Raw genomic sequence first — 18,705 nt, forward strand, 5'->3', positions numbered from 1 at the left:
TTATTGGCGCGCCAGGCGGCCGTGCGCGGGTGCGAATACGACGTTGCTGCGCCACGGGTTGATGTCCAGCCCGCCGCGGCGGGTGTAGCGGGCGTAAACCGTCAGGCTTTGCGGCCGGCAGTAGCGCATCAGATCGTTGAAGATGCGCTCGACACACTGCTCGTGGAATTCGTTGTGGTGGCGGAAGGAGACCAGGTAGCGCAGCAGCGCTTCGCGATCGATCTTGCCGCCGCGGTAGCTTATCTGCACCGATCCCCAGTCCGGTTGATGGGTGATCAGGCAGTTGGACTTCAGCAGGTGGCTGACCAGTTGCTCTTCCACCACCTCTTCACCGGCGGCGTTCAGCAGGTAGTCGGCGTTGAACTCATAATTGTCGATGCGGATATCCTGCTGGTCGATGCAGTCGCCGGCCAGACGGGCGATCGGCGTGCCTTCCAGCTGCTCGACGCTGAACAGGGTGACGTTTACCTCGCCCTGGGCACAGGCAGACAGATCGCGCTGCAGGGTGCTGCGCACCGTTTCCCAATCGGCGAACGGGGTTTGGTTGAAGCTGTTGAGATACAGTTTGAAGCTTTTCGATTCGATCAGGTTCAGGCTGTCGGCGTTGAGGCTGATCTCGCCGACCGCCACCTGCGGCAGCCCGTTGGCGTTCAGCCAGGAGAGTTCGTACAGCGTCCAGATGTCCGCGCCGTGGAAGGGCAGGTTGTCGGGATACAGCCCCAGCGGCTCGCGGTTCATGCTGCGCGGCACCGCCTGCAGCAACGTGGCGTCGTAGCGATCGCGGTAGGCGGTGGGTTTGCCCAGCGTCAGCCCTGACAGGGCCTGGTGGTCTTGATAGGAGGACATCTGCTGTCACCTCGCTCAGAGATAGGTACAATGGCCGTCAGTTTAACGTATGCGAGAAAGAATATGGACCATGATGTATCGCACGCTCTGCGTGAATTCACTCAACGCTATGTCGAGTTGTGGCAGCAAGCGCGCGGCCACGCGCCGGCCAGCCAGGCATTGTACGGCGTGCCGTCGCCCTGCATCGTGGAGAATCGCGAGGACGAGGTGCTGTGGTTGCCGCAGCCTTTCGAGCCGGCGGCGACGCTGGAGAAGGTAGAAGCCGCGCTGGAGCTGAGTTTGCAGCCGGATGCGCACCGTTTTTACACGCAGCAATACGCGGGCGACATGAGCGCGCAATTTGGGGAGCATCGCCTGAGCCTGCTGCAGGTCTGGAGCGAGGAGGATTTCATCCGCCTGCAGGAGAACCTGATCGGCCATCTGGTGACGCAAAAGCGCCTCAAATTGTCACCGACCCTCTTCCTGGCGACCACCGAATCCGAGATGACGATGGTGTCGCTGTGCAACGTCAGCGGCAACGTGGTGCTGGAGCAATTCGGCAGCGATAAGCGCACCTTGTTGGCGGCGACGCTGGGGAATTTCCTCGATGCGCTGCGCCCGGTGCTGGACTGAAGCGCGGCGGATTCGCCGCCGCCCGTGTAAGAGATCTCTCACACGGGCTGTGAGAGATCGCTCTTAATTTTTTTCACCTCTCTTTGGACCATGAGATTATTGTTATCCAGATCAATTGGTTAGAATTTCTTTAGGATAACTCTTAGTCTTAATTTAGTGTGAGACACCTCTCAAACCCTTGTGATTCCGGGAAATTTGAGCGATCTTATCATTACCGGCACGGACCCGGCGGAGCAGGAAAGCATCAGGATGATGCAGCTTCAGGAAGAAGAAAGGGATGCGTTCAGGCAAGAGCGAGGGATGGCGTCAGGAGATGCCCAGGATGTTTCAGGATAGAAACCAGGGACACCTCCAGGACGGAGATTGAGAGCCGGCACAGGACTGTCGGCGGGTCAGGAAGGCTGAGGAACCGCGTCAGGACGATGCTGCAGGATGATGCAAGGACCACTTGGTCAGGATGGCCGCAGGAAAAGTTTTCAAGGATTGAGCAGGGAGCACGCTGTGTAGCGGGATAGCTATAAAACGAACCGGGGGCACTGTTAACGCAGTGCCCCCAACTTTTTGTTCTATCCCGCCGTGCGTGCTTCTCTGCTTAATCCATCGCCAGCGTTAACCAATCGCGCCCAGCGTATCGCCTGCGCCCTGTTTTTTCGGCAGCAGGAACAGCGTGGCGTAGATATCCAGCAGGTAAATCGCCGCCAGCAGGCTGATAGCGGCGGTGAACGACACCTGCGTCACCAGCGCGCCGATCACCAATGGCCCCAGGCCGCCGACACCGCGCCCGAGATTGAACAGGATGTTTTGCGCGGTGGCGCGCGCCTGCACCGGGTAAGTATCGGAAATCAACGCGCCGTAGCCGCCTATCATGCCGTTAACGAACATGCCCATCACGGCGCCGGCGAACAACATCAGCATCGGATCGCTCAACTGGGCGTAGCCGATCACCATCACCACCGCGCCGACCTGATACAGCACGAAAATCTTCCAGCGGGCGAAGCGGTCGGCCAGCACGCCAAACAGCCAGATGCCGAACGTCATGCCCACGACCGTCACCGCCGTCCACAGGCCGGACTTGGTGAGCGAGAAACCAAAGTTTTTCGCCAGGTAAGTCGGCATCCAGATCATCAGCCCGTAGTAACCGAAGTTCTGCACCGAACAGAGAATGAAGATGCCGATGCTGGCCTTGCCGGTGGCGCGATCCTTAAACAGCAGGCGCAAACGCTGCAGGAAGGAAAGCGGCTGCCCGGCGTCTTTCTGCCGCACGAATTCCTCCGGTTCGCCCAGCGTGCGGCGGATCAGGAATGACGCCAGCGCCGGCAGCAGGCCGACCAGGAACATGCCGCGCCAGCCGATGTGTTCCAGCAGCAGCGGCGTCAGGAAAGCGGCCGCCAGCACCCCCAACTGCCAGCCCATGCCGACGTAAGCCGAAGCGCGATTGCGTTTCTCCGCCGGCCAGGCCTCGGCGATCAGCGCCATGCCGATGCCGAACTCGCCACCCAGCCCGATGCCCGCCAGGGTGCGATAGGCCAGCAGATCCCAATAGCCTTGCGCCACGGCGCACAGGCCGGTGAACAGGGAAAACATCAGGATGGTGATCGTCAGCACCCGGATGCGGCCGAAGCGATCGCTGAGGTGGCCAAAGATCACGCCGCCCAGCACCGCGCCGATCAGCGTCCAGGTGACCAGCGAACCGGCGGCCGATGAGGATAATCCCAATTCGATGCTGATGGCCGGCAGCATAAAGCCGAGGATCAGCAGGTCAAACCCGTCCATGGCATAACCGGTGACCGAGGCCAACATGGCCTTACCGGGCGTCGCGTGGTTTTTTTTCTCTGTTATTACGGACATGAATCTTTATCTGTGTGGTGAATTCGGTGGGCCTATTGTGCCGCGCGACGGCGAACGTCACCAGATAAAAACGGCGAGCTGTCTCAGGCGCGCCGAATTTGGGCTATAAAAATGCTATGCTTTGCCGCCTTTCAGCCAGAGCGCTGAATACCATGATGAAAAGAGATCGGGAATGCAGATGAGTATACATAACCAGGTGCGCCGCAGTTTGCAGGCGATTGAACAATCCATGCGCGATCTGGCGCTGTGGCAGGCCGCGCCCCCTGAGCATGAGGCTTTCTCCAGCACCGAGCCGTTCTGCATCGACAGCATGTCGGCCGAAGCCTGGCTGCAGTGGGTGTTCTTGCCGCGCATGTATGCGTTGTTGGACGCCGAGGCGCCGTTGCCGACGCGCTTCGCCATCACGCCTTATTTCGAAGAGGCGTTGAAAGATCGTGAACCGAGCAGTCTGCCGCTGCTGGTGCTGCTGCAACAGCTGGATTTGATGTTGAATAAAGAGCCGTAATGCGCTGGCTGCGCGCAGATTTTTGCCGCCCGGCAGTGTAGAGTACTCGCGCGGATGCCGGGCAGGAGAGCCGACGGCGTCTTTCGGCTCGGTTTAACCGCGGCGGTTGACCGGGAGCTGCATTAGGATGATGAGGTGCTGCAATAATGGATTTATTAAGGTTTATCCTGCGTTTGCCTTTTACCCTGGTTAAGGGCGTTTGTCGCCTGCTGGGCGGGGCGTTGACGCTGTTGGGGCGGTTGCTGAGACCGCTGGTCGGCAACCTCAGCTGGCGTGCGCCGGCCTGGTGGGCTGCGCTGCCGCGCGGTTTTTTGCGGCTGGAAAGCGGCGTGGATAAACACCCGAAAGCGGTCGGTCTGAGCCTGCTGCTGCTGGCAGGCGTTGCGGGCGGCGCATTTTACGGTTGGCACTGGTGGCAAAACCGGCCCCAACCGATTGAACCTGCGCCGATGGTGGTTCAGGAGATCAACGCCGAGTTGTCCAACCCCGAGCCGATAGACTACGCCGCCGCCCGGCAGGCGCCGCAAACGGTGAGCCTGACCTTCAGCGGCTCGGCTGCGCCGATAACCGCGGCGGGCAAAACCGTGAGCGCCGGCATCACTCTGAAACCGTCGGCGGAAGGGCAGTGGGCATGGAGCAATGAGTCGACACTGGTGTTCACGGCGAAAAAGCCGCTGCCGATGGGCGCGAAATATGAGGTGACCCTTGAACCCGCCACGTTGCTGGCGCCGCAGGTCAAGCTAGTCAAAACCCGTTATGCCTTCACCGTGCCCGCGTTCGATTACCGCCTGGGGCAGGCCGAGTATTACCGCGATCCGCAAAATGCGCAAAAACGCAGCGCGATCTTCAATTTGCAGTTCAACGCGCCGGTTGACGTCGGCAGCTTTGAAAAACAGATTTCGCTGGGATTGAAAGAAGGCAGCGCCACCTCCGAGAAAAAGCTGAATTTCTCTCTGGTCTATGACGAGAAAAAACTGAACGCCTGGGTGCATTCCGAGCCGCTGCAGGCGCTGGATCAGGGCGGGGCAGTGCATCTGACCGTCGGCAAGGGCGTTAAATCGACGGCGGCCGGCAATGCGGTCGAAGAGGCGAAAAGCAACTGGGTCAAAGTACCGACGCTGTACAGCCTGGCGCTGAGCGACGCCAGCGCCCAGGTGGTGGATACCGACGGCGGCCAAGGGCAGCGTGCCCTGGTGGTCGGTTTCAGCGATGCGGTGAAGGATAAAGAGCTGGCGCGGGCCGCGAAAGCCTGGCTGCTGCCGCAGCACGATCCGAGCGATGCCGAGGCCGCCGACGATGCCGACGATTTCTATCAATGGACGGTCGACAGCGTCGGTAAAAACGTGCTGGCGCAGGCGGCGCCGCTGCCGTTGACGCTTAACGAGGCGGAAGAGGCTTACCAACCGCAGTTCAGCTTCCGTTTCGACGCCCCGGCGCACCGCTTTGTGCTGCTCGAGATCGATAACCAGCTGGTTTCCGCCGGCGGTTACAAAATGCCGAAGAAGGTTTACCGCGTGGTCGAAGTGCCGGAGTTCCCGAAATCGCTGCAGTTCATGTCGCAGGGCTCCCTGCTGTCGGTCAACGGCGACAAGCAGATCAGCGTGGCGGCGCGCAACGTGGCGGGCCTGCGGCTGGACATCAAGCGGGTGATCCCGAGCCAGCTGCAGCACATCGTCTCCTTCAAAAGCCGGGAATACTCCTCCACGGAATTCAACCGGCTCAACGACGAATATTTCACCGAGCATTTCAAATACCAGACGGCGCTCAACAACGAGCGGCCGGGGGAAGTGAACTATCAGGGCATCGATCTTTCCCGCTATCTCTCCACCAACGCCAGTTCCCATCGCGGGGTGTTCCTGCTGACGCTGTCTGAATGGCAGCCGAACCGAAAACCGGCGGCGGAAGAGGCGGGCGCCGAGCAGGATCAGGAACAGGATGAGAGCGAAGGGGAAGAACAGCCCGACGTCGGCGATTCGCGCTTTGTGGTGGTGACCGATCTGGGCATCGTCGCCAAGAGCTCGCAGGACAAGACGCGCGACGTCTTTGTGCAGTCGATCCAAAGCGGCGCGCCGGTCAGCGGCGCCACCGTGTCGGTGGTGGCCAAAAACGGCGTGACGCTGCTCAGCCAAACCACCGGCGCCGATGGGCACGTGCGTTTCCCGGCGCTGGATGTGTACACCAACGAGCGCCAGCCGGTGATGTTCCTGGTGGAGAAAGAAGGGGATGTCTCCTTCCTGCCGACCGGCAGCTATAACGATCGCGGGCTGGATTTCTCGCGCTTCGACGTTGCCGGTGAACAAACGCCGACCGATCCGCGCACGCTCAGCAGCTACCTGTTCTCCGATCGCGGCGTTTATCGGCCGGGGGATACCTTTAACATCGGCCTGATCACCCGCGCCGCCGACTGGGGCGTTGGCCTGGCCGGCGTGCCGGTGCGCGCCGAAATCCGCGATCCGCGCGATAAGCTGATGTCCACCGTGCCGCTGACGCTGGGCGCCAGCGGTTTCAACGAGCTGAGCTATACCACCGATGAAAATTCGCCTACCGGCGAGTGGAACGTCTATCTGTATCTGATCGGCAAAAATAACGATACCTCCACGCTGCTCGGCCATACCGCAGTCAATGTGAAGGAGTTCGAACCGGATCAGCTGAAAGTGAAGCTGGCGTTGACGCCTGACCGCCAGCAAGGCTGGGTAAAACCGTCCGAGCTGAAGGCCAGCATCGATGTGCAGAACTTGTTCGGCACCCCGGCGCAGGATCGCCGTGTGACCACCAGGCTGACGCTGCGGCCAATGTATCCGAGCTTCGATCGCTTCCCGGATTATGCGTTCTACGAAAACCGGCAAAACAGCGACGGGTTCGAGACCGAGCTGGAAGATCGCACCACCGATGAGCACGGCGCGGCCGATATTCCGCTCGATCTGAAATCCTACGCCGACGCCACTTATCAGCTGCAGCTGTTGTCGGAGGCGTTCGTTGCCGGCGGCGGGCGCTCGGTGGCGGCGACCGCCCGTACGCTGGTTTCGCCTTACGATTACCTGATTGGGGTGAAGGCCGACGGCGATCTGGGCTACATCAACCGCGACGCGGAGCGGCATCTGAACGTGATCGCCATCGATCCGACCCTGAAACAGATCGCCATGCCGAACCTGAAGCAGGTGTTGATCGAGCAGAAATACATTTCGGTGCTGACCAAACAGGATTCGGGCGTTTACAAATACCAGTCGAAGATGAAGGAAGTGCAGCTGTCGGAACAGCCGCTGGCGCTGAGCGAGCAGGGCGCGGATCTGAGGCTGGCGACCGATAAGCCTGGCGACTTCGTGCTGGTGATTGAAGATGCGCAGGGCAAGACGCTCAATCGCGTCGCCTACAGCGTGGCCGGCAACGCCAACCTGAGCCGTTCGCTGGATCGCAATGCCGAACTGAAGCTGAAACTCAACCAGGCGGAATACCTGCCCGGCGAAGAGATCGAGGTGGCGATCAACGCGCCTTATACCGGTAGCGGCTTGATCACCATTGAAAAGGACAAGGTTTACGCCTGGCAGTGGTTCCACACCGATACCACCAGCTCGGTGCAGACGATCCGCGTGCCAGCCGGCATGGAGGGCAACGGCTACATCAACGTGCAGTTCGTGCGCGACATCAACTCCAGCGAGATCTTCATGAGCCCGCTGAGCTACGGCGTGATGCCGTTCAAGATCAGCACCCAGGCGCGCCAAAACAGCCTCGAGGTGACGGCGCCGGAGGTCATCAAGCCGGGTGAAAATCTGACGATGACGGTCAAGACTGATGCGCCGCAGCAGGTGGCGCTGTTCGCCGTCGATGAGGGCATTCTGCAGGTGGCGCGTTACCGCCTGAAGGATCCGCTGGAGTTCTTCTTCAGCAAGCGCGAACTGAACGTGAGCAGCTCGCAGATCCTCGATCTGATCCTGCCGGAATTCAGCAAGCTGATGGCGCTGACCGCGGCGCCGGGCGGCGATGCGGGCGAAGGGCTGGATCTCAACCTCAACCCGTTCAAACGCAAGCGCGACAAGCCGGTGGCCTATTGGTCCGGCATTACCGAAGTCAGCGGCGAGAAGCAGTTCGTCTACCCGGTGCCGGATTACTTCAACGGCAAGATCCGCGTCATGGCGATTTCGGTGACGCCGGAAAAAATCGGCAAGGCGCAAACCGCCGCCACGGTGCGCGACAGCTTCATCATGACGCCGAATGTGCCGGCGATGGTGGCGCCGGGCGATGAGTTCGACGTCAGCGTGGGCGTCAGCAACAACCTCGAAGGGCTGAACGGCCAGTCGGTGGCCATCAACGTCCTGCTGACGCCGCCGCCGCAGTTGGAGGTGGTGGGCAACGCGACGCAAAGCCTGACGCTGGCGGAAAAACGCGAAGGCGTGATCGCCTTCCGTCTGCGCGCCAAAGCCGTGCTGGGCGATGCGCCGCTGGTGTTCGACGCCCGTTACGGCGACCAGGCCAGCCGCCGCACCGTCAGCACCTCGGTGCGGCCGGCGGCGCCGTACCGCACCCAGTCGGTGATGGGGCGCATGAGCGGCGGCAGCCAGAACGTCGACGGCCTGCGCCAGATGTTCGACGCTTTCGCGCAGCGCCGGGCGGCGGTGTCGAATTCGCCGCTGGTGCTGACCAGCGGGCTGGCGCAATACCTGGCGGATTACCCGTATTACTGTTCCGAGCAGATCGTCAGCCGCTCCATTCCGCTGATGCTGCAGAGCCGTCATCCGGAGATGAAAAGCAGCCTGAGCCAGGCGGAAGTCAGCAAGCAGCTGCGCAATCTGCTGGGCGTGCTGCGCGCCCGTCAGAACGACAGCGGGGCGATCGGCGCCTGGCGTTCGTCGCCGGATGCCGATCCTTTCGTCACGCCTTATGTGGTGCAGTATCTGCTCGAAGCCAAAGCGGCGGGCTACGCCCTGCCGGAAGGCATGCTGGACGAGGCCAACGGCGCGTTGCGCGAGCTGGCGGCCAGCGGATTCGACGATCTGTATCTGCTGCGCCTGCGCAGCTGGGCGGTTTACCTGCTGACGCTGCAGGGCGAAGTGACAACCAACTCGCTGGCGGCGGTGCAGGATACGCTGCAAAAACGCTATGGCGAGGGCTGGAAAACCGATCTGAGCGCGCTGTATCTGGCCTCTTCCTATCGCCTGTTGAAGATGGACGACGAAGCCGCCGCGCTGCTGCAACCGAGCTGGCAGCAACTGAGCAAAGCCTATGACAGCGCCTGGTGGACGCAGAACTATTTCGATCCGCTGGTGCAGGATGCGACGCGGCTGTATTTGATTACCCGTCACTTCCCTGAGAAGGTGACGTCGATTCCGCCGCAGGTGCTGGAGAATATGGTCAAGGCACTGAAAGAAGAGCGTTACACCACCTACTCCTCTGCAATGAGCATCCTGGCGCTGGAAAGCTATTCGGCCCAGGTGGCGGCGCAATCCGCCAATGCGGACGCGTTAGGCATCGTGCAGGTGGGCAAAAGCGGCGGCGACCCGCAGCGCATCAGTGAGCTGCAGGGGCTGTTCGTTCAGGGGCAGTTCAATGCCGATGCCACCGCGGTGCGCTTCACCAACGGCGGCAGCGCGCCGGCCTGGTATGTGGTGACGCAGGCCGGTTACGATCTGAATGCGCCGCAAAAAGCGCTGTCGCGCGGGATTGAGATCGTCCGCGATTACACCGACGAACAGGGCAAGCCGGTGACGCAGGTGACACTGGGGCAGAAGATCAACGTCCATCTGAAGGTGCGCGCCAACTCGAAAGAGGGGCAGAGCAACCTGGCGATCGTCGATCTGCTGCCGGGCGGGTTCGAAGTGGTGCAGCAGACGCCGCCGGAGCCGGCCGACGCCGGCGAGGAGAGCGACGAGCATGGCGGCTGGCAGTCGCCGCTGGCCGCATCTGGCTCCACCTGGGCGCCGGACTACAGCGATATCCGTGAAGATCGGGTGATCATCTACGGCAGCGCCAGCACTGAGGTGCAGGAGTTCGTTTATCAAATCAAAGCCACCAATACCGGCAGCTTTATTGTTCCACCGGCCTACGGCGAAGCCATGTACGACCGTGAAGTGCAGGCCATGTCGGCCGGCGGCGGCAAGCTGGCGGTGGTGCCGGCGGGCAACGACTAGACCATATCCGGCGCCAGGCCAGCGTCTGGCGCCGGAATGCTGAGAACGTATGAAGATCCTGACCGGGCGCGTGCTGCAAAACGGCTTGATGGCGGTGTTTTTACTGGCGCTGCTGTTGACCGCAATTCGGCTGTGGCCGCATCCGCCCCTGTGGCAGGGGCTGCCGCAGTCTTCTGTTTATTACGACAGGCACGGCGCGCTGCTGCGCATTACGCTGGCCAACGACGATCGCTACCGGCTGTGGACCCCGCTGGAGCAAGTGTCGCCGCTGGCGGTGCGCGGCTTGCTGCTGCACGAAGATCGCTGGTTCTACTATAACCCCGGCTTTAACCCCGTCAGCCTGATGCGCGGTTTCTGGCGCAGCTATGTCGCCGGCGGCAAAATGCAGGGCGGTTCGACCATCAGCATGCAGCTGGCGCGCATGCGCTGGCATCTCAATACCCGTACGCCGGGCGGCAAGCTGCTGCAGGTGCTGCGTGCGGTGCAGCTGGAACTGAGCTACTCCAAGCGCGATATCCTGGAAGCCTATCTGAATTACGCGCCCTACGGCCGCAACATTGAAAGCATCGGCGCCGCCAGCCTGATCTATTTCGCCAAGTCGCCGCGGGAGTTGACTCTGCCGGAGGCGCTGACGCTGGCGGTGTTGCCGCAGTCACCCAGCTACCGTCTGGAGCCGAAAACCGGCGTGCTCGGCGCCGCATTGACGCAGGCGCGCAACCGTCTGTTCCTGCGCTGGCAACAGGTTTACCCTACCGACGCCAGCCAGCAAACGCTGTTCCGCCTGCCGTTGGCGCTGCGGCAGCCTGAACAAGTGCCTTATATCGCACCGCACTTTATCGAACAGCTGCGCCTGCAGACGCAGCAACTGGTACAGCGCGATACCCGCGTCGACACCACGCTGGACGCCGGGCTGCAGCGGCTGGTCGAACGACAGGTCAACGCCTTTATCGCCCGCAACCGCAGCCGCGGCATCCAAAACGCCGCGGTGCTGCTGGTGGACAGCCGCGATATGGGGGTGCGCGCGCTGGTGGGATCGGCGGACTATTACAGCCGTCCGATTCAGGGGCAGGTGAACGGCACCAACGCCAAGCGTTCGCCGGGATCGACGCTGAAGCCGTTCATCTACGCGCTGGGCATGGAGCAGGGCGTGCTGCATCCGATGACCATTCTTAAAGACGTGCCTTCGTCGTTCGGCGCCTATGCGCCGGAAAACTTCGATCGGCGCTTTCTCGGCCCGGTGACCGCCACCGACGCGTTAAATTTCAGCCGCAATATTCCGGCGGTCTATGTCGCTTCACAGCTGCGTCAGCCAACCTTTTATCAGTTCTTGCGCCTGACCGGCGTCGCCAATATGGCCAACGAGAGCCACTACGGACTGTCGCTGGTGTTGGGCGGCGGCGAGGTAACGGCGCAGGAATTGGCGAAGCTGTATGCGCTGCTGGCGAACCGCGGCGAGCTGCGGCCGCTTCGCATGCAGCTGAACCAGGCCGAATCGACGCCGGTACGGCTGCTGAGCGAGGAGGCCAGTTTCATCACGCTGGATATGCTGCGCCAGCACCGGCGGCCGGGCGATACGCTGGCGCAGCGTTCTTCGTCGCTGCCGGTGTACTGGAAGACCGGCACCTCATGGGGCTTTCGCGACGCCTGGAGCGTCGGGATTTTCGGCCCTTATGTGCTGGTGGTGTGGGAAGGCAACTTCGACGGGCGCGGCAACAATGCGTTGGTCGGCGCCGAGGCGGCCGCGCCGCTGTTCTTCAACATCATCGACAGCGTCAACGCCAGTTACCCCGGCCTGCGGGAACCGAAGCATCCGTTCCCCAAACGGCTGCGGCGGGTGGACATTTGTCTCGCCAGCGGCGATCTGCCGACGCCGTGGTGCCAGCAAAAGGGCAAGACCTGGTTCATTCCCGGCAAGTCGCCGATCAAGGTCGACAGCGTTTACCGGCCGGTGGTGCTGGATATTCACAGCGGTGAGGTCGTTTGCCCGCCGTATGATGCGGCGCAGACCCGCACCGAAATCTTTGAGTTCTGGCCTTCCGATCTGGCCAATGTGTTCGCTCAGGCCGGGTTGCCGAAGCGGGCGCCGCCGATCAATCGCTGCAAGGACAACGGCATCGCCGTCGGCGGCAGCGCGCCGCGCATCACTTCACCGCTGAAAAACACCACCTATACCCTGCGCCAGTCGCAGCAGGGACGGGACAAAATCGCCTTCAATGCGGTGACGGACGCCGACAGCAAGACGGTGTACTGGTTCGTCGACGATATCTATCTCGGCAGCAGCGCCAGCAAAAAGCCGATCGACTGGCGGCCGATCGACAACGGGCGCTACCGCATTCGGGCGGTGGACGAGCGCGGCCGCGCCGATACGCGGCTGGTGACCATCGAATGGGTGAACTAGCGTTGCGTCTCATGCCTGTTATACTCGCGCCCGAAACGGCTATTGACCTGGGAACGTGATGTGATTGAGATTTTGTATCAGGATGAACACCTGGTGGCGGTGAACAAGCCGTCGGGTTGGTTGGTGCACCGCAGTTGGCTGGATCGTCATGAAACCCGCTTTATGATGCAGACGGTGCGCGATCAGCTCGGGCAGCACGTTTTTACCGTGCACCGTCTCGATCGTCCGACCTCCGGCGTGCTGCTGATGGCGCTGTCCAGCGAGGTGGCGCGCCTGCTGTCGCAGCAGTTCGAACAACATCAGGTGCAGAAAACCTACCATGCGGTGGTGCGGGGTTACGTGCAGGAGGGGGCGACCCTCGATTATCCGCTGACGGCGGAGCTGGACAAAATCGCCGATAAACATGCCGATGCCGATAAGGGGCCGCAGCCGGCGGTAACGCATTACCGGCCGTTGGCGCAGGTGGAGATGCCGGTGGCCGTCGGCCGCTACGACAGCGCACGGTACAGCCTGGTGGAACTGCAGCCGGAAACCGGCCGCAAACATCAGCTGCGGCGCCATATGGCGCACCTGCGCCATCCGATCATCGGCGACAGCAAGCACGGCGATCTGCGGCAGAACCGCGGGATGGCGCAGCATTTCGGCTGCCCGCGCCTGATGCTGCACGCCAGCCATCTGCAGCTGACGCACCCGGTGACCGGCGAGCCGCTGCAGGTGACGGCGCGCTGGGACGAAGCCTGGCAAGGGGTGATGGCGCAGTTCGGCTGGGCGGGGGTATTCCCTGAACTTGCCGGGGTTGAGTTTAGCGCGGCTAACGGTCAGGATAGCTGACAATTTTTAAAGGTAATGAAGGGAGTAGGAGCCATGGCTCAGGTTGGTATCTTCGTGGGAACGGTCTACGGCAATTCGCTGCTGGTGGCGGAAGAGGCGCAAAATATCCTCAGCGAGCAGGGCCATGAGGTCAAACTGTTCGAAGAGGGCACGCTGGAGGCCTGGCAGTATTATCGTCAGCACTACGCGCTGGTGATCACCTCCACCACCGGGCAGGGCGATCTGCCGGACAGCATCGCGCCGCTGTTCCACGCTATCCGCGATCAGGTTGGCTATCAGCCGGAGCTGCGCTATGGGCTGATCGCCCTCGGCGACAGCAGCTATGACAACTTCTGCGGCGCCGGGCGCGCGTTCGACGCGCTGCTGCAGGAGCAGGGCGCCACCCGCGTTGGCGAAGTGCTGGAGATCGATGCGATGGAACAGCCGGAACCGGAAGTGGCCGCCTGCCCGTGGGTCGAGCAGTGGGGCACGCTGCTGCAATCGTAAAGTAAAAAGGCGCCGCAAAAGGGCGCCTTGGCGATGATGCGGGTCAACCGATCCGCATTATTTGCCGCGGGTGAGTTTTTCCAGATCGGCTTCGATCTCGGCAATCTTGTGCGACACTACGCCTTCGAGATGGCGCAGGTCGTCGAGGATTTTACGCTTCAGATCCACTTCCACCTGATCGCGCTGGCACAGCTGATCCAGCTCGTCGATCACGTAACGCAGGTTCGGGTTGATCTCGTGAATTTCCTTGTAGCCCTGGCCGGCGTTGTCCGCCACCACGGTTTTACGCTGGCGCGGATACTTGAACTTCACGCTCTTGGCGAAGAACTCGCCCTTGTCCTTGCGGAAATAGATCTTGAGGATGTCGTTGTTCGCCTCTTGACGCAGGCTATAGCGATCGACGTCTTCCGGTTGATTGATGCCCAAACTCTTCAAGTTATCGTACATACTGCGCCCTCTTTAGATGTGATCGTTATATTCCACGACTGCGATTATGGCGGAAAGCGAGATCTGCGACTGTGACTGCCAGCGAAACGCAGACAAAAAAATAGCGGGTGAATCACCCGCTATTTCAATTTAGTCGATAGTGCGCAATAACTCATTAATGCCGACTTTACCGCGCGTTTTGGCGTCGACCTTCTTGACGATCACCGCGCAGTACAGGCTGTAAGAACCGTCTTTCGACGGCAGGTTGCCGGAAACCACCACTGAACCCGCCGGCACGCGGCCGTAATGGATTTCGCCGGTCTCGCGGTCATAGATGCGGGTGCTCTGGCCGAGGTAGACGCCCATTGAAATCACCGAACCTTCTTCCACGATCACGCCTTCCACCACTTCGGAGCGCGCGCCGATAAAGCAGTTGTCTTCGATGATGGTCGGGTTGGCCTGCAGCGGCTCCAGCACGCCGCCGATGCCGACGCCGCCGGACAGGTGAACGTTTTTGCCGATCTGCGCGCAAGAACCGACGGTCGCCCAGGTGTCGACCATGGTGCCTTCGTCGACGTAGGCGCCGATGTTAACGTAAGACGGCATCAGCACGGTGTTGCGCGCGATGAACGCGCCCTGGCGCACGGTGGCCGGCGGCACGACGCGGAAACCTTCCTTCTGGAAGCGCGCTTCGTCGTAGTCGGCGAATTTCATCGGCACTTTGTCGTAGTAGCGGGTTTCCGCGCCGTCCATCACCTTGTTGTCGTTGATGCGGAAAGAGAGCAGCACGGCTTTCTTCAGCCACTGATGGGTGACCCATTGACCGTCGATCTTCTCGGCGACGCGCAGGGCGCCGCTGTCCAGCAGGCCGATCACCTGGTTTACCGCTTCGCGCGTTACGGTGTCTACGTTCGCCGGAGTGATGTCCGCACGGCGTTCGAAGGCGCTTTCAATAACGTTCTGTAATTGCTGCATGCTGTTCTCTTTCCTGATGTTGTCGGTAAAAAGTTACTTGTATCACATTTTATCGTTTGGGGTGAGGGCCTCTGTCAACCGTTGCTCCAACTTTCTGCGCGTTTCTTGGTCGAGCGCGCGCCGCTCGCCGTCGGCCAGGATAAACAAATCCTCGACCCGCTCGCCGATGGTGGAAATGCGCGCGCCGTGCAGCGACAGCCCCAGATCGGCGAACACTTCGCCCACCCGCGCCAGCAGGCCGGGTTGATCGAGCGCGGTCAGCTCCAGGTAGCTGCGGCGATCGGTGTGGGTCGGCAGGAAGGTGACCTCGGTCGGCACGCTGAAGTGGCGCAGCTTGGATGACGGCCGGCGCACGCGCGGCGGCTGGTACTCCCGCTGGGTGATGGCCTGCAACAGCGCCTGGCGGATCGCCGCGTGGCGATCCTGCGCCAGCGGGCTGCCGTCCGGCTCCAGCACGATAAAGGTGTCCATCGCCATACCGTCGCGGTTGGTGAAGATCTGCGCGTCGTGCACGCTCAGGTTGCGGCGATCCATCTCTCCGGCGACGGCGGCGAACAGGTAAGGGCGATCCGGGCTCCAGATGAAGATCTCGGTGCCGCCGCGCGTCGCCTGGCGGCTGACCAGCACCAGCGGCTGGGTGGAGTCGTGGGCCAGCAGGTGGCGGGCATGCCAGGCCAGCTGATTCGGCGAGTGGCGCAGGAAGTAATCGGCGCGGCAGCGGCTCCAGATGCGGTGCAGCGCCTCTTCGTCAATGTTGTCCATGCGCAGCAGCGCCAGCGCCTGCAGGCGATGGTGGCGCACGCGTTCGCGCAGATCCGGGCTGTTTTGCATGCCGCGGCGCAGCTGTTTTTCGGTGGCGAAATACAGCTCGCGCAACAGGCTCTGCTTCCAGCTGTTCCACAGGGTTTCGTTGGTGGCGCAGATATCCGCCACCGTCAGGCACACCAGATAGCGCAGGCGGGTTTCGCTCTGCACTTCGCTGCTGAACTGCTGGATCACCGTCGGATCCTGAATATCGCGGCGCTGCGCGGTGACCGACATCAGCAGGTGGCAGCGCACCAGCCAGGCCACCAGCTGGGTTTCTCGCGAGTTGAGGCCGTGCAGTTCGGCGAACTCCACCACGTCTTCCGCGCCGAGGATCGAGTGATCGCCGCCGCGCCCTTTGGCGATATCGTGGAACAAGGCCGCCAGCAGCAGCAGTTCCGGGTGCGGCAGGCGCGGGTACAGTTCCACGCACAGCGGATGGCGCGGCCGGGTTTGCGGATCGGCGAAGCTCTCCAGCTTCTGCAGCACGCGGATGGTGTGTTCGTCGACGGTATAGGCATGGAACAGGTCGAACTGCATCTGCCCGACGATCTTGCCCCACTGCGGCATATAGGCCCACAGCACGCTGTGACGGTGCATCGGCACCAGCGCGCGCGACACCGCGCCGGGGTGGCGCAGGATGGCCATAAACAGATCGCGCGCTTCCGGGATGGTGCACAGCGGCTGTTTCAGGTGGCGGCGCGCGTGGCGCAGCTGGCGCACGGTGGTGGAGTAAATGCCTTTGATCTCGCGGTTGCGCACCATCAGGTAGAACATGCGCATGATGGCTTGCGGCTCGCGGATGAACAGCGTTTCATCGCGCAGATCGATCAGATCGCCGCGCAGCTGGAAATCGTCGTTCAGCGGGCGCGGTTTTTCGGTGGCGTCCAGCGCCAGGATGGCTTCGTCGAACAGCTGCAGCAGCATGTGGTTCAGCTCGCTGACGCGGCGCGTCATGCGGTAGAAGTCTTTCATCATGCGCTCGACCGGCTCGTTGCCTTCGCCTTCATAGCGCAGCAGCTGCGCCACGCTGAGCTGACGATCGAACAGCAGACGGTTGTCGTAACGCGGCAGCACCAGATGCAGCGCGAAACGGATGCGCCACAGGAAGCTCTGGCATTCGTTCAGCTCGTTGCGTTCGGCCTGGGTGAGGAAACCGAAGCCGACCATTTCGTCCAGCGAGGTGGCGCCGAAGTGGCGACGCGCCACCCACAGCAGCGTGTGGATGTCACGCAGGCCGCCGGGGCTGCTTTTGATATCCGGTTCCAGGTTATAGCTGGTGCCGTGGTAGCGCTGATGACGCTCCTGTTGCTCGCTGATCTTGGCGTGGAAGAACTGCGGCGAAGGCCAAAAGCCGTCGCTGAAGATATGCTTCTGCATTTGCAGGAACAGCGCAACGTCGCCGCAGATCATGCGCGATTCGATCAGGTTGGTGGCCACGGTCAGATCCGCCAGCCCTTCCAGCAGGCACTCTTCCAGGGTGCGCACGCTGTGGCCCACTTCCAGCTTGAGATCCCACAGCAGGGTGATGAATTCGCCGACCCGCTGCGACTGTTGCTCCGTCAGCCGGCGCTGGCTGAGCACCAGCACGTCGATATCCGACAGCGGATGCAGCTCGCCGCGGCCGTAGCCGCCGACCGCCACCAGCGCGGTTTCCGGGATATCTTCAAAGCCGTAGAACGTCCACAGCCGGCGCAGCAGGCGATCGATGAAGTCGCTGCGCGCTGCCACCAGGCTTTCGGCGCTGGATCCGGCGTCGAACGCCGCCGCCAGCCACAGCTGGAAATGCTCCAGCCGCTGTTTCAGCAGCGGGCAGGTGAGCTCGTCGTCGCCGTAGACGCTGGGAGAGGCGGGCGGCATCGGCACGGCCGGTTGAAGGAGATTGTCAGACATAGTGCGCAGCCCATAAAAAAGGCCGGCATAAGCCGGCCTGGTGACATTCTGCACGCGGCGTGCGCCGCAGTGCTTACATCTCGTGCGTAATGATGTTGGGGATGGTGTCATCCTTGCGCAACGTCATTATCTCGCAGCCGTTATCAGTGACCACAATAGTATGCTCATACTGCGCCGACAAGCTGCGATCTTTGGTTTTTACCGTCCAGCCGTCTTTCATGGTGCGGATGCGGTAGTCGCCGGCGTTGACCATCGGTTCGATGGTGAAGGCCATGCCCGCCTGCAGCACCACGCCGCCGTCGTCCGCGTCATAGTGCAATACCTGCGGCTCTTCATGGAACACTTCGCCGATGCCGTGGCCGCAGTACTCGCGCACCACGGAGAATTTCTCGGCCTCGACGAATTGCTGGATGGCCTTGCCCAGGGTGCGCAGACGGATGCCCGGTTTGACCATCTTCAGCGCCAGATACAGGCTTTCCTGAGTGACGCGGCACAGGCGTTCGCCCAGAATGGTCGGTTTGCCGACGATGAACATCTTCGAGGTGTCGCCGTGGAAACCGTCTTTAATCACGGTCACGTCGATGTTGACGATGTCGCCGTCTTTCAGCGTTTTGTCGTCGCTCGGGATGCCGTGGCACACCACTTCGTTCACCGAGATGCACACGGATTTCGGGAAGCCGTGGTAGCCGAGGCAGGCGGAGATGGCCTGCTGCTCGTTGGTGATGTACTCGTGACAGATACGGTCCAGTTCGCCGGTGGTCACGCCAGGTTTGACGTGCGGCTCGATGATCTCCAGCACTTCGGCGGCCAGGCGGCCGGCCACGCGCATTTTTTGGATGTCATCAGGTGTTTTAATTGAGATTGCCATGAAATTCGTCCGCAGGTGTCGTTATCGTCGACAATAAGAAGCAGTGACTTATGGTATCAGCCCGGCCGGGGGCTGCCAAATTTCATTTCCT

12 protein-coding genes are annotated in these 18,705 nt (G+C 61.6%); 6 read left to right on the forward strand and 6 right to left on the reverse strand.

Going from position 1 to position 18,705, the window contains the following annotated elements:
• Complete coding sequence (gene queF / locus JL05_RS09155; protein WP_033632242.1) at positions 1-846, reverse strand: NADPH-dependent 7-cyano-7-deazaguanine reductase QueF; 846 nt, start codon at positions 844-846, stop codon at positions 1-3.
• Between the two features lie 63 nt (positions 847-909).
• Between queF and syd the strand changes: the two genes are divergently transcribed.
• Complete coding sequence (syd, locus tag JL05_RS09160) at positions 910-1,458, forward strand: SecY-interacting protein (RefSeq protein ID WP_033632243.1); 549 nt, start codon at positions 910-912, stop codon at positions 1,456-1,458.
• Between the two features lie 609 nt (positions 1,459-2,067).
• On the opposite strand, the gene JL05_RS09165 is transcribed toward syd, so the two are convergent.
• Positions 2,068-3,306 (reverse strand): MFS transporter, encoded by a 1,239-nt coding sequence (locus JL05_RS09165; protein WP_015378900.1) that lies wholly within the window; start codon positions 3,304-3,306, stop codon positions 2,068-2,070.
• Positions 3,307-3,484: 178 nt separating this feature from the next.
• On the opposite strand from JL05_RS09165, the gene JL05_RS09170 reads away from it, so the two are divergent.
• The 5 genes from JL05_RS09170 to JL05_RS09190 all read left to right on the forward strand — a co-directional run bounded on the left by JL05_RS09170 (position 3,485) and on the right by JL05_RS09190 (position 13,648).
• Positions 3,485-3,811: a YqcC family protein gene (locus JL05_RS09170; protein ID WP_028127529.1), complete on the forward strand. Its 327-nt coding sequence runs from the start codon at positions 3,485-3,487 to the stop codon at positions 3,809-3,811.
• A 146-nt stretch (positions 3,812-3,957) separates the two neighbouring features.
• Positions 3,958-9,933 carry an alpha-2-macroglobulin family protein gene (locus JL05_RS09175; RefSeq protein ID WP_033632244.1) on the forward strand — a complete coding sequence of 1,992 codons (5,976 nt, stop codon included), beginning with the start codon at positions 3,958-3,960 and terminating at the stop codon, positions 9,931-9,933.
• Between the two features lie 49 nt (positions 9,934-9,982).
• Positions 9,983-12,331 (forward strand): penicillin-binding protein 1C, encoded by a 2,349-nt coding sequence (pbpC, locus tag JL05_RS09180; protein WP_033632245.1) that lies wholly within the window; start codon positions 9,983-9,985, stop codon positions 12,329-12,331.
• Between the two features lie 60 nt (positions 12,332-12,391).
• Positions 12,392-13,162, forward strand: coding sequence for a tRNA pseudouridine(65) synthase TruC (truC, locus tag JL05_RS09185; RefSeq protein ID WP_033633590.1), 771 nt, complete (start codon positions 12,392-12,394; stop codon positions 13,160-13,162).
• Positions 13,163-13,195: 33 nt separating this feature from the next.
• Positions 13,196-13,648: a flavodoxin gene (locus tag JL05_RS09190; protein WP_016929894.1), complete on the forward strand. Its 453-nt coding sequence runs from the start codon at positions 13,196-13,198 to the stop codon at positions 13,646-13,648.
• Between the two features lie 57 nt (positions 13,649-13,705).
• Here JL05_RS09190 and JL05_RS09195 read toward each other — a convergent pair whose 3' ends face one another.
• From JL05_RS09195 to map, 4 genes are all read right to left on the reverse strand, one after another.
• Entirely contained in the window at positions 13,706-14,095 is a 390-nt protein-coding gene (locus JL05_RS09195) for a DUF3461 family protein (protein ID WP_004931929.1), read from the reverse strand.
• Positions 14,096-14,224: 129 nt separating this feature from the next.
• A complete protein-coding gene (gene dapD, locus JL05_RS09200) occupies positions 14,225-15,049 on the reverse strand; it encodes a 2,3,4,5-tetrahydropyridine-2,6-dicarboxylate N-succinyltransferase (protein WP_004931932.1) in 825 nt (274 codons plus the stop codon).
• A gap of 42 nt (positions 15,050-15,091) precedes the next feature.
• A complete protein-coding gene (glnD, locus tag JL05_RS09205; protein WP_033632246.1) occupies positions 15,092-17,746 on the reverse strand; it encodes a bifunctional uridylyltransferase/uridylyl-removing protein GlnD in 2,655 nt (884 codons plus the stop codon).
• 73 nt (positions 17,747-17,819) lie between these two features.
• Entirely contained in the window at positions 17,820-18,614 is a 795-nt protein-coding gene (gene map / locus JL05_RS09210) for a type I methionyl aminopeptidase (RefSeq protein WP_004931936.1), read from the reverse strand.
• Positions 18,615-18,705 lie beyond the last annotated feature (91 nt).

This window comes from Serratia nematodiphila DZ0503SBS1 (assembly GCF_000738675.1).
GTDB classification, from domain to species: Bacteria; Pseudomonadota; Gammaproteobacteria; order Enterobacterales; family Enterobacteriaceae; genus Serratia; species Serratia nematodiphila.